Raw genomic sequence first — 11,968 nt, 5'->3', positions numbered from 1 at the left:
TCTCCTTTGTTTTAATTGTAAAATCAAACAATGAATAATCAATTCTTTTTAGAAATATTCTGAATAAAATGAATAAACTCTCATTGCTTTATTCTTAAAAAACTAGTCTTTCCCCTCAGTTTTTTTAGAGAAATAGAATATAGTATGATAGATGGAGTGTCTTTTGGGAGGTTTTGTATGAAAAAGAGAATAAAACTAGAACAATTGTATTTGTTTCTTTGGTTTTTCCCAATTTTTCTTTTGCCTTTTACATGGGTGAATGCAGTGGTACAAGGTGCCGAGATTCTTGGCATCATCAATGGAAGTGGCTTTATTATTTCCAAAAATTTTCCAACATTGACCCTTTTTTATTTTTTGATCAGTGTGAATTTGATCGTTTCAAAAACATTTATAAAAAAGTATAATTGGCATTTGATCCAGTTTTCTTCTATGCTGGTCTTTACATCTTATTTCTCGATATTACCGAGGATCATCATCGGTCCGAATGGATTAAGTGAAAGTGGACTAAAAGATACAAGCTATTCTGCGATGTATTTTTTGACCATCAAACCTTGTTTTTATGTAGCGATTGCTTCCTTTGCGTTAGCAGTCGGCCTATTCTATTATACAGAGATCCGTGAACAATCTTTACTTATAGAAAAGATATAGCTTTTTGTAGGACGTCCATTTTCGGACGTTTTTTTGTTTTACGATATATTTACACAACTTAACAATAACTTTACATATTCAATATCTAGGATTTACAGTACCCTGATACAATCAATTTGTAACTAAGAAAGGGGCATATAAATGAAAAAAGTTTTATTTTCTTTAGGAGTATTAGGTTTTATCTTAGCTGGATGTGGTTCTGGTTCAGGAAGTACGGATGGATCAGCAAGCAACTCGGCTAGTTCAGATGATCAAGTAAAAATCGTAGCGGTCGGTTCAACCGCTTTGCAACCTTTAGTTGATGCTGCACAAGAAATGTTTACACAAGATAACCCCAACTATCAGATTTCTGTTCAAGGTGGCGGAAGTGGAACAGGACTTAGTCAAGTAGCAGCAGGCGCTGTAACAATCGGGAATTCTGATGTATTTGCAGAACAAAGAGATGGAATCGACGCAAGTAAATTAGTAGACCATCGTGTAGCAGTTGTTGGAATGGCACCAATCGTAAATAAAGATACAGGCGTTGAAGATATTACAAAAGAACAATTGATCGACATCTTCACTGGTAAGATCACTAACTGGAGTGAACTAGGCGGAGCGGATCAAGAAATCAACGTCATCAACCGTGCCAACGGAAGCGGCACTCGTGCAACCTTTGAATACTGGGCATTAGATGGCGCTGTACCAATACAATCTCAAGAACAAGATTCATCAGGAACAGTTCGTCAAATCGTTTCACAAACACCAGGTGCGATCAGCTATTTAGCTTTCTCTTATTTAGATGATTCTACTCAAGCGTTGAAAATCAACGGCGTAGAGCCAACTCCTGAAAATGTCTCAGACAACAGCTGGGAAATTTGGTCTTATGAGCATATGTATACAAATGGCGAACCTGAACCAGAAGTGAAGAAGTTCTTAGACTTCATGATGACAGATGCCGTTCAAGAAGGACCAGTACAAGATTTAGGCTACCTACCGATCAGCATGATGAAAGTTGAACGTGACGCAGAAGGTAACTTATCATAAGATTGAATACATCTTTCAATCACATGTTTATTCATAACGACTACCATTGATCATTAAGCTTAGTTCCTCGTTGAGGATCTAAGCTTTTTTAGTTTATTGCACACTCTACGTTTTCGTTTTTTTCCATATGACAGTTTTGAAAGAAGAATATCAGTTATATCTGAGGATTTATTGAACGAAATGACGTATGGTTAAAGAGTAGAAAAAAAGTTGAGGGATTAGTTATGAGAAGAAAAGAAAAACAGCGAGAAAAACAGATGCAGCAAATGTTGGCACAATTAGAACGCATTGATCCTAACAAAAATGAAGGGCTGACAGACACACAGGTACAAGAAAGAATCCGTGTTGGCGCTGTCAATCAAGCAACGAGTCCTACATTTAAAACGAACAAGCAAATCGTGATGGAGAATGTCTTTACTTATTTCAATCTGATTTTTTTAGTCTTAGCGATTCTATTATGTGTCGTCAATTCCTATAAAAATTTGACTTTTTTACCTGTCATATTGGCAAATACGGGCATCGCAATCTATCAAGAGATCCATTCCAAGAAAATCTTGGATCAGTTGAGCATGTTACACGCCGCAACGGTCAAAGTATTACGGAATGGTCAAGAACAGAAGATAACTATCGAAGAGTTAGTGCTAGATGATCTCGTCATTCTAAAAACAGGAGACCAGATCCCCGCAGATGGAAAGATCATAGACGGCAATCTACAAGTGAATGAAGCGCTATTGACTGGTGAAGCGGATGAGATAAATAAGGAAATCGGCGACGAACTAATGTCGGGAAGCTTCATCGTCGCGGGTAAAGCGAAGGTTCAGTTGACACGAGTCGGCAATGAATCTTATATTGCCAAATTAACGATGCAGGCAAAAGAAATGGGTACTGGAGAACAATCAGAGATGATTGCTTCGTTAGATAGGATCATCAAGTGGGTAGGGATCATCATTATCCCCATTGGATTGACCTTATTTTCTCAAAGCTATTTTTACAATGGCAATACGTTGAGGGAAAGTATTGTTTCGATGGAAGCTGCGTTGATCGGTATGATTCCTGAAGGGCTGTACCTACTCACGACGATTGCTCTAGCAATGAGTGCGACACGCTTAGCGAAACAACAAGTGTTGCTTCATGACATGAAAAGTATCGAGACGTTAGCACGAGTGGATGTATTATGTGTCGATAAAACAGGAACAATCACTGAAAATGCAATGGACGTTCAACGTGTGCTGATTCCTGAAAATCCTTTAGCAAAACAAACAGCAGATCAGTTGGATGAATTACTTGGTGACTACGCACAGGCAATCGAAGCTGCCAATGAAACGATGCAAGCAATCAAAAATTACTTCACGAAGCATTCTGACAGGGAGGCAACAGCAAGTTTACCCTTTTCTTCTGTGAGAAAATATAGCAGCGTGACATTTACGGATAAAACGTATGTCCTTGGAGCACCAGAAATGGTCTTGCGTGAAGCGTTCACGAGTTATGCTTCTGAATTTAGCGCGTATACGGATCAAGGCTATCGTGTATTAGTTTTCGGTGAATACCAAGGGGTACTGTCACAAGAAGACTTGGAAGAAGCCGTTATCCCGTTAGGTTATTTATTGATTGCCAATCCAATCCGTCAAGAAGCGAAAGCAACGTTTAATTACTTTAAGAAACAAGAAGTTGCTATCAAAGTGATTTCTGGTGATAACCCAGCGACAGTTGCTCATGTTGCCACACAAGCGGGTATTTCAAACGCGGAGCAATATGTGGATGTCTCCTCGTTAAGGGAAGAAGAATTTCCAGAAGCCATGGAAAAATATACCGTCTTTGGCCGTGTCAAACCAGAACAAAAAAAGGAATTTGTTCGTTTACTAAAAGAGAAGCATACAGTGGCGATGACTGGGGATGGGGTAAATGATATCTTGGCGATGAAAGAAGCCGATTGTAGCATTGCGATGGCATCAGGAAATGAAGCGACGATGCAGGCCGCACAAGTGGTCTTATTAGAATCAGATTTTTCTAAAATGCCAGAGATCGTTGGCGAAGGACGGCGTGTCGTAAACAATATCGAACGTTCTGCCAGTCTTTTCTTAGTAAAAAATATTTTTTCATTCTTATTGTCTGTTTTTTCTGTTCTTTTTGCATTCACTTATCCATTAGAACCTTCACAAATCACATTGATCAGTTTATTCACGATCGGGTTACCTTCCTTTTTATTAGCATTGGAAGAAAATGAAAACCGAATCAAAGGCCGATTCATTGAGAACGTCTTGGAAAAAGCCATTCCGGGTGGTCTGACCGATATGATGGTGGTAGGCGCTTTAGTCGTGGGTGGTTCAATTTTAAATCTGAACAAAACCGATACGTCGACAGCCTCTACCATGTTGCTGATCGTTGTTGGCTTTTTAGTCCTTTATAAAATCTGTCAACCATTGAATCAATTTCGAACACGGATCATGCTATTTTGTGCAAGTGGAATCGTCTTTTCTGTTGTCTTCTTGCATAAACTATTTTCAATATCAGCCATTTCGCCAGTGTCTATCTTAATGGTGGTCATGCTCTTTTTCGCAGCAGAATCCATCTTTCGTCAGTTGACTTTTTTCGTGGAAAAATATTTGCATTTAGATAAGATCGATACGACACGTACGAAAAAACGTTGGAGAAAAGTATTTCCATTTTTCAAGAAATGAGCGAAGAATTATTGGGTACAATGAGATAGCGTCAACCTCCTAAAACAGAAATGTTCTTGGAGGTTGACGCTTCTTTCATTTATACCTATCAGGTTCACGATTAATTGATTTTAGGGATCTTCACAATAAAGGTAGAGCCGATACCAGGGTGACTCTCGATTTCCACCGTTCCATGAAGTAAATTCACGTATTCTTTCACGATCGACAATCCTAATCCTGTACCACCTGAATGGCGACTACGCGCTTTATCTACACGATAAAAACGTTCAAAGATGCGTTCTTGATCTTCGCGATCGATACCAATACCAAAATCTTGTACAGAGAAAATCAGTTGATCGTGGCTTTCGTAGCGAATGATGATCTCACTTTCTTCTTTTGAATATTGGATCGCATTTTCAAATAAGTTTTTGATGATCGGGTAAAGCAAATCAGGATGTGTCGTAAAGGCAGTATTTTCTCCAATCAATTTGATCGTCAACTGTTTTTTCCGGATCATTGGTTGATAGCTTTGGATCACTTGTTGGAAATAAGGCTCCATATAGATCGTTTGGGTTTCATGTAAACTCTCTTCGTCTTTTGATAATTGAATAATTTCTCGGATCAGCTTATCTAAACGAATCGCATCTTTTTGCATGATCAATAGAAATTCAGTCAGTGTGTCGGGGTCTTCTTTTGCACCGTCCAGTAAAGTCTCAGTAAACCCGATCAAAGAAGTGACAGGTGTTTTTAATTCATGTGAGACATTGCCGACAAAATCTTTTTGCATTTTTTCTAAATGTCTGACTTTTGTCAGATCATAAGCAACACCTAAAATTTGGCCAGTATCCTCTGAACTATTGAAATAACGCAAGCTGATATCAAGAGTTTGCGTACCGTCAGCAATCGTGACTTCTTGATGAACGATCGGTTCAGTCGGAGAAACTTGATGGATCAATTGGATCAATTTTGGTTCGCGGATCACTTCTGTGTAATGTTGATTTTCTTGATAATCTTTCACACCTAGATGGACTTGCATTTTTGGATTAAGCAGACGCAGTGTCGCATTGGAGTCAATCAGAAAGACACCGATCATCAATTCATTCAACAAGCTGTATAATTGCTCTTCCGTCGTCGTATAGGCGCGATACATTTTGGTCATCTGTTCACTCAAGCCATTGATCGTCTGGTATAATTCTTCCCATTGATCAGAAGTCTGCATAATGATCTCCGTTTGTTCCGGGTTCTTGACCATCTTTTTCAAAACAGGAATCACTGTTTTGAGTGGTTGGTTCCGTTGGTAAATCAGATAGTAAATCATAAATGTCAATAAAAGAAAGAAAACTAAGAAGAAACCAAATACCCAACGGCGAAAACTTTCCGTGCGAGGAAGAAAGCCACTTGTAGGTTCAGCGATGCGAATGATCGCTACTAATTTCCCATTGACTTTGATAGGCAAGGCGACATAAAGTAATTCTTCGTTCAATGTCGTACTCTTACGAAGTGAAGTGCCAAGCGTACTGCCTTCTAAGATCGCTTTGATTTCCGGACGTGTTTTTCTTTGTTCATGCAGAGAAGATTCTTCCGTGTCATAAATGATCGTGCCAGTTTGATCGATCAACGTCACTCGTTCATTGGATTGATGGACAAATTCATCCAGAACTGCTTTATTACTAGCAGAAGCAGGATTCTCAACATCTAGTTGACGAGCCAATAACTGCGCTTTTTTAGTCAAATAACTTTCTTGCTGTTCAATGATCTGTTGTTGGAAATAATGGGAGATGATCTGCCATCCGCCAAAAAATAAGCCAAGCAACAAGACGAGGAAAAATAAGCGCTCGGAGAATTTTTTCCATTGTTTTTTCATCGTTTTGGTTCCTGGAATTTATAACCAAAGCCCCGAACAGTCAGTAAATATTTAGGATGTTTCGGATCACGCTCGATTTTTTCACGTAAATGACTGACGTGGACATCAACAATACGACTTTGTCCAGAAAAATCAAAATTCCAGATACGATCCAACAGTGTATCTCGGTCGATCACTCGATCTTTGCGTTTCATGAAATAAACAAGCAACTCAAATTCTTTCGGCGTAAGTTCGATCGGTTGGTCCTCGATCGTCACTTGATAATTCGTCAAGTCAGCTTTGATTTGTCCAATGGATAAGTATTCTGGTTCTGCCTCATCAGATTGAGTTTTACGGGGTTCGATCCGACGAAAGATGGCTTTCATCCGTGCAAGGACTTCCCGAGGGCTGAAGGGTTTCGTCAAATAATCATCCGCACCGATCTCCAGTCCAATGATTCGATCGACTTGATCATCTTTAGCTGTTAGGATCAATATAGGTGTGTCATTTTTTTCTTGACGGAGTTTTTGTGTGATCGCGATTCCGTCGATCGAAGGAAGCATCACGTCTAAAATAATGAAATCATATGAATGTTCCAATGCAAGATCAAGACCTTCTTGACCATCTGCAGCACTGGTTACTTTATATCCTTCTTTTTCAAGATTGAATGTCAGTAATGTTACAATTGAGGGTTCGTCATCAACAACTAGTACTTTTTTCATAAATTCTCCTTTTGATAAATTTCATCTCCTTTATTTTAGCACAGAATCGGGGGCAAGGACTATTTAACCAGCTAAATAAATGGTATAATATAAAAGCAATTTGCTCAGCTAAAGGAGAAAATGTCCGATGATCGGTATCAGTGCTTGTTTAGGTGGCGTGTCATGTCGCTATGATGGCCGGGAACAAACAATCCCTGCCTTAAAAAAACTCGTGACAGAAGGTCAAGCAATCGTGATCTGTCCAGAAGTAGCAGGAGGTTTGCCCATTCCAAGAGAACCAGCAGAAATCGTTGGTGGTGATGGGTTTGATGTCTGGGATCATCAGGCTAAGGTCATGACGATCTCTGGAAAAGATGTCACAGAAGCCTATAAAAAAGGTGCGATCAATGCTTATCAAGTGCTAAAGGAAAAGCAGATCTCAACGTTGATCTTAAAAGCAAATAGTCCTTCCTGCGGCTCATCAACTATCTATGATGGTAGTTTCACTGGTAGTCTGAAAGAAGGCATTGGCGTAGCTACCGCCTATTTTCTCCAACAAAAAATCAGTGTCTGCTCAGAAGAAGAGTGGATGGATCAACGAGGTGAGTTGAATGGAAATTGAGAAAACCAATCGGATGAATGCTCTTTTTGAATTTTATTCGACACTGTTGACTGAGAAACAAATGAATTATATGGAATTATATTATGCAGATGATTTCTCACTTGGAGAAATCGCTGAAGAATATGAAGTCAGTCGCCAAGCAGTTTATGATAATATCAAACGAACGAGCAAGATCTTGGAGAATTACGAAAAAAAACTCCACCTTTTTTCTGACTATGTCGTTCGTGAACAGTTGTTGACAGAATTGACGAACTATATCAATGAACAGTATCCTGAAGATCAAACGCTACAAGGATACATCAAAAAAATTCAAGAAATCGAAGAATAACAAAAAGGAATGAATAAAATATGGCATTTGAAAGCTTAACTGAACGCCTACAACAGGCGATGTCAAAGTTACGAAAAAAAGGAAAAGTCTCTGAAGCTGACGTCAAGGAAATGATGCGCGAGATCCGTCTTGCGCTATTAGAAGCCGATGTCAACTTACAAGTAGTCAAAGATTTTACGAAACGTGTGCGCGAACGTGCAGTTGGAGCAGAAGTACTTGATAGTCTTTCTCCAGCACAACAAATCGTAAAGATCGTGGATGAAGAGTTAACGATCACTCTGGGTTCTGAAACAGTTGAATTGACTAAATCTCCTAAAATCCCGACTGTCATCATGATGGCTGGGTTGCAAGGGGCAGGTAAAACAACGTTTACTGGTAAATTAGCGAATTATTTAAAGAAAAATGAAAATGCTCGTCCCTTGTTGATTGCAGGTGACGTGTACCGTCCTGCTGCCATCGACCAGTTAAAAGTTTTAGGACAGCAATTGGATGTTCCGGTTTTTGATATGGGAACAGATGTGAGTCCTGTAGAAATCGTTCGTCAAGGGATGGAACTCGCAAAAGAAAAGAAAAATGATTACGTATTGATCGATACAGCCGGTCGTTTACACATTGATGAAACATTGATGGATGAATTAAAACAAATCAAAGACTTGACACAACCTAACGAAATCTTACTCGTTGTTGATGCGATGACTGGTCAAGACGCCGTCAACGTTGCGGATAGCTTCAATCAACAATTAGGGATCACCGGGGTCGTCATCACAAAATTAGATGGAGACACACGTGGGGGAGCGGCGCTATCGATTCGTTCAGTGACCGGTGCACCGATCAAGTTCATCGGTTCTGGTGAAAAGCTGACTGACTTAGAAGTCTTCCATCCAGATCGTATGGCAAGTCGTATCCTTGGTATGGGGGATATGTTGACGCTGATCGAAAAAGCGCAACAAGACTATGATGAGAAAAAAGCAGAAGAGCTTGCGCAAAAAATGCGTGAAAACTCATTTGACTTCAATGATTTCATTGAGCAATTGGATCAAGTCATGGGTATGGGCCCAATCGAAGACTTATTAAAAATGATCCCAGGGATGAATCAAATGCCAGGAATCGAAAATATCAAAGTTGATCCGAAAGATGTTGAGCGTAAAAAAGCAATGGTATATTCGATGACACCTGCAGAACGTGAAAATCCAGACCTATTGAATCCTAGCCGTCGACGCAGAATTGCTGCTGGTTCAGGGAACAGCGTAGTGGAAGTCAATCGTATGATCAAACAATTCAAAGAATCCCGTAAGATGATGCAACAAATGTCTAAAGGGGACATGAATATTCCTGGCATGGACCAAATGTTCGGTACTGGCGTCAAAGGGAAGCTAGGAAAAATGGCGATGAATCGCATGATGAAGAAAAACAAAAAGAAAAAGAAGAAAAAGAAATAAACAGTAATCAAGTGCAAAAAAGCTTCGAAGACGTATTTAATTTTGTCTTCGGAGTTTTTTCATACATTGTTTGAAAATCCTAAAAGGAGTGAGTCGATGAAACGCTGTCCATGGAGTGAATCAACTGAAATGATGCGTGAGTACCATGATACGATTTGGGGGGGACCTGAATATGAAGATCAACGACTGTACCGTAAATTAATGCTTGATATCAATCAAGCAGGTCTTAGCTGGCAAACGATCTTGAACAAGAGCCAAGCTTTTGATGAAGCTTATGACCAGTTTGAACTCGAAAAAATTGCCAAGTATGATGAAGAAAAAATCGAAGAATTGATGAACAACAAGGGGATCATTCGCAATCGTCGAAAAATCGAAGCGGCAATAACGAACGCACAAGCTGTTTTGGCAATGCAAGCCACTGGACTCAGTTTTTCGGATTATCTCTGGTCTTTTGTGGATGGCAAAGTGGTAACCGGAAACTACCAAGACCAAAGTGAAGTGCCAACTACTAGTGAACTCTCTGATCGTATCTCAAAGGACTTGAAAAAACGCGGCTTCAAATTTATTGGAAGTACGACCATTTATGCCTTTTTAGAAGCGGTAGGGATCATCAACGATCACCTGATCACTTGTTTTCGCCACCAAGAAGTCAAACGCTAAAGGAGAAGGATAATATGTCTAAGATCATTTTTTACGGAGCAATCAGTATGGATGGCTATCTAGCAACAACTAATGATGACTTACAATGGCTCTTCGATACGCCTACTGGGGAAAAAACAACCTATGATGCGTTTTATCAAACCATCGATACAACGATCATGGGCAGAAAAACGTACCAAGAAGCCAAAAAATATTTAGATACAGCCAAGATCTATCCAGAAAAAACCAATTATGTCTTTTCAACAGACAAAAAATTGAAGTTGGAGGATGCTAGGGTCGTTCACGAAGATCCCGTAAGCTTTCTCAAGGGGTTGAAGGAATCAAGTGAACAAAGGATCTGGGTAGTTGGTGGGGGCAGTTTGCTCAAACCAATCATTGAACAGCAACTGATCGATGAATGGTACATTCAAATTGCGCCGGTTTTACTTGGGAATGGGATTCGTCTTTTTCAAGAAGGGGATTATGTACAGCGGTATCAATTGGTGGACACGAAACGCTTTGGGGAGTTTATTGAGCTACACTATCATAAAGAAGAGCACAAAGAATAGTAGGTCATACAAAAAACCACGAAACAACATGCTGTTTCGTGGTTTTTTGTAAAATTAGCAAGACATCAAGCGTTCAATTTTCCAGCGAAATCTAGATACGCATCTAAAATCGTTTGGAAGAAATCAACGGTTCCTTGGATAATGTTGCCATCTTCATCAAGTAAGTTAGTGATATTTCCGATATACGCTTCTGGTTGTTGTAATGTTGGGACATTTAAAAAGACTAATGATTGACGTAAGTGATGATTTGCGCCAAAACCACCAACTCCACCAGGAGAAGCAGTGACCACTAAACCAGGTTTTTTATCCCAAACACTTTGACCATAAGGACGTGAACCAACATCCAAGGCATTTTTCAATACAGCTGGTACTGAACGATTATATTCAGGAGTAACAAATATCACGCCGTCTAGGTCTTTGACCTCTTCACGGAAACGTGTCCATTCTGCAGGTGTTTGCTCAGGTGTTTCAATGTCTTCGTTATAAAAAGGAAGGTCATCGATTTTTATAAATACAGGCTCGTATCCTTCCGGTAATAAGTCCGCAAAAGTTTCTGCAACTTTCTTATTGTATGAATCTTTTCTTAAACTTCCGATGAAAAAACCAATTTTTTTTGTCATAAAACAATTCCTCCTTCAATCTTTCTATATTTATCTTACAAAAAATAAGTAAACTGAGCAAATAAAAACACTTGGGTTATTTTAATGTGTGATCGAAAACACAGGAAATGCTTATGGATAGGGGATTTACAAGCTTCCTATGTTCAACCTTGATGATGCAAAAAAAGTAAGAAGAAATCCGTAGAAAAGGACACTAACTACTTAGAGAAAGAATAAAAATAGAAAAAAATCAGACTGTAAAGAAAAAAAGCTTTACAGGGTAAAAAAAAACTGGTACACTACATCTTGTGAATAAAACAATGGAGGTGGAAATATATAATGGCAGTTAAAATCCGTTTAAAACGTATGGGTTCTAAAAAGAGTCCTTTTTACCGTATCGTCGTAGCTGATTCACGTTCTCCTCGTGATGGACGTTTCATCGAAACTGTAGGTACTTACAACCCTTTGAAAGACCCTGCAGAAGTAGTTTTAAAAGAAGATTTAGTACTTGACTGGTTATCAAAAGGTGCACAACCTTCAGATACAGTACGTAACATCCTTTCAAAAGAAGGCGTTATGAAAAAACATCATGAAGCTAAATTCTCAAAGAAATAAGGTGACCGGATATGAAAGATTTAAGCGACTTAGTCTTAACAATCGTTCGTCCGTTAGTTACTTATCCTGATCAAGTCCAGCTAGAAGTCGTTGAGTCGGAAGATTTTTACGAATACAATCTAACTGTGGCTCCCGAAGATATCGGTCGTATCATCGGTAAACAAGGACGCGTTGCGAAAGCAATCCGCACGATCGTTTACGGAGTACGAATCAATGCACCGAAAAAAGTGCGTTTGAATATCATCGACAATAAAGAATAAACTGTTTCGTTTTCGCGAAACA

13 protein-coding genes are annotated in these 11,968 nt (G+C 39.2%); 10 read left to right on the top strand and 3 right to left on the bottom strand.

The window, feature by feature from the left end:
• The first annotated feature begins 177 nt into the window (after positions 1–177).
• From IGI79_RS09315 to IGI79_RS09305, 3 genes are all read left to right on the top strand, one after another.
• Positions 178–648: a hypothetical protein gene (locus IGI79_RS09315; RefSeq protein ID WP_010734995.1), complete on the top strand. Its 471-nt coding sequence runs from the start codon at positions 178–180 to the stop codon at positions 646–648.
• 141 nt (positions 649–789) lie between these two features.
• Complete coding sequence (locus IGI79_RS09310) at positions 790–1,674, top strand: phosphate ABC transporter substrate-binding protein PstS family protein (protein ID WP_438845885.1); 885 nt, start codon at positions 790–792, stop codon at positions 1,672–1,674.
• Between the two features lie 224 nt (positions 1,675–1,898).
• Positions 1,899–4,352, top strand: a complete 2,454-nt coding sequence (locus tag IGI79_RS09305) for a cation-translocating P-type ATPase (protein WP_438845884.1) — start codon at positions 1,899–1,901, stop codon at positions 4,350–4,352.
• Positions 4,353–4,452: 100 nt separating this feature from the next.
• On the opposite strand, the gene IGI79_RS09300 is transcribed toward IGI79_RS09305, so the two are convergent.
• Together IGI79_RS09300 and IGI79_RS09295 are read right to left on the bottom strand one after the other, a co-directional pair.
• Positions 4,453–6,195 (bottom strand): sensor histidine kinase, encoded by a 1,743-nt coding sequence (locus IGI79_RS09300; protein WP_023519976.1) that lies wholly within the window; start codon positions 6,193–6,195, stop codon positions 4,453–4,455.
• Complete coding sequence (locus IGI79_RS09295; protein ID WP_010734999.1) at positions 6,192–6,896, bottom strand: response regulator transcription factor; 705 nt, start codon at positions 6,894–6,896, stop codon at positions 6,192–6,194. The genes IGI79_RS09300 and IGI79_RS09295 overlap by 4 nt, the downstream gene beginning before the upstream one ends.
• Positions 6,897–7,023: 127 nt before the next feature.
• Here IGI79_RS09295 and IGI79_RS09290 point away from each other — a divergent pair, with 127 nt between their 5' ends.
• From IGI79_RS09290 to IGI79_RS09270, 5 genes are all read left to right on the top strand, one after another.
• Positions 7,024–7,497, top strand: a complete 474-nt coding sequence (locus IGI79_RS09290) for a DUF523 domain-containing protein (RefSeq protein WP_010735000.1) — start codon at positions 7,024–7,026, stop codon at positions 7,495–7,497.
• Positions 7,487–7,825, top strand: a complete 339-nt coding sequence (locus IGI79_RS09285) for a putative DNA-binding protein (RefSeq protein WP_010735001.1) — start codon at positions 7,487–7,489, stop codon at positions 7,823–7,825. The genes IGI79_RS09290 and IGI79_RS09285 overlap by 11 nt, the downstream gene beginning before the upstream one ends.
• Before the next feature lie 20 nt (positions 7,826–7,845).
• Complete coding sequence (ffh, locus tag IGI79_RS09280) at positions 7,846–9,264, top strand: signal recognition particle protein (protein WP_010735002.1); 1,419 nt, start codon at positions 7,846–7,848, stop codon at positions 9,262–9,264.
• A 96-nt stretch (positions 9,265–9,360) separates the two neighbouring features.
• Positions 9,361–9,924, top strand: a complete 564-nt coding sequence (locus tag IGI79_RS09275; RefSeq protein WP_104776380.1) for a DNA-3-methyladenine glycosylase I — start codon at positions 9,361–9,363, stop codon at positions 9,922–9,924.
• Between the two features lie 14 nt (positions 9,925–9,938).
• On the top strand, positions 9,939–10,472 hold the full coding sequence (locus IGI79_RS09270) for a dihydrofolate reductase family protein (protein WP_104776379.1): 534 nt from the start codon (positions 9,939–9,941) through the stop codon (positions 10,470–10,472).
• Between the two features lie 65 nt (positions 10,473–10,537).
• Here the strand turns inward: IGI79_RS09270 and IGI79_RS09265 are convergent, their stop codons facing one another.
• Positions 10,538–11,092: an NADPH-dependent FMN reductase gene (locus tag IGI79_RS09265; protein ID WP_104776378.1), complete on the bottom strand. Its 555-nt coding sequence runs from the start codon at positions 11,090–11,092 to the stop codon at positions 10,538–10,540.
• A gap of 318 nt (positions 11,093–11,410) precedes the next feature.
• On the opposite strand from IGI79_RS09265, the gene rpsP reads away from it, so the two are divergent.
• Together rpsP and IGI79_RS09255 are read left to right on the top strand one after the other, a co-directional pair.
• Entirely contained in the window at positions 11,411–11,686 is a 276-nt protein-coding gene (gene rpsP / locus IGI79_RS09260) for a 30S ribosomal protein S16 (protein WP_010735006.1), read from the top strand.
• Between the two features lie 11 nt (positions 11,687–11,697).
• Positions 11,698–11,946 carry a KH domain-containing protein gene (locus IGI79_RS09255; RefSeq protein ID WP_010735007.1) on the top strand — a complete coding sequence of 83 codons (249 nt, stop codon included), beginning with the start codon at positions 11,698–11,700 and terminating at the stop codon, positions 11,944–11,946.
• The last annotated feature ends 22 nt before the right edge of the window (positions 11,947–11,968 follow it).

The organism is Enterococcus sp. AZ084 (assembly GCF_051714905.1).
Classification (GTDB): domain Bacteria; phylum Bacillota; class Bacilli; order Lactobacillales; family Enterococcaceae; genus Enterococcus_B; species Enterococcus_B pernyi.
This window is presented reverse-complemented; position numbering and strand designations above follow the sequence as displayed.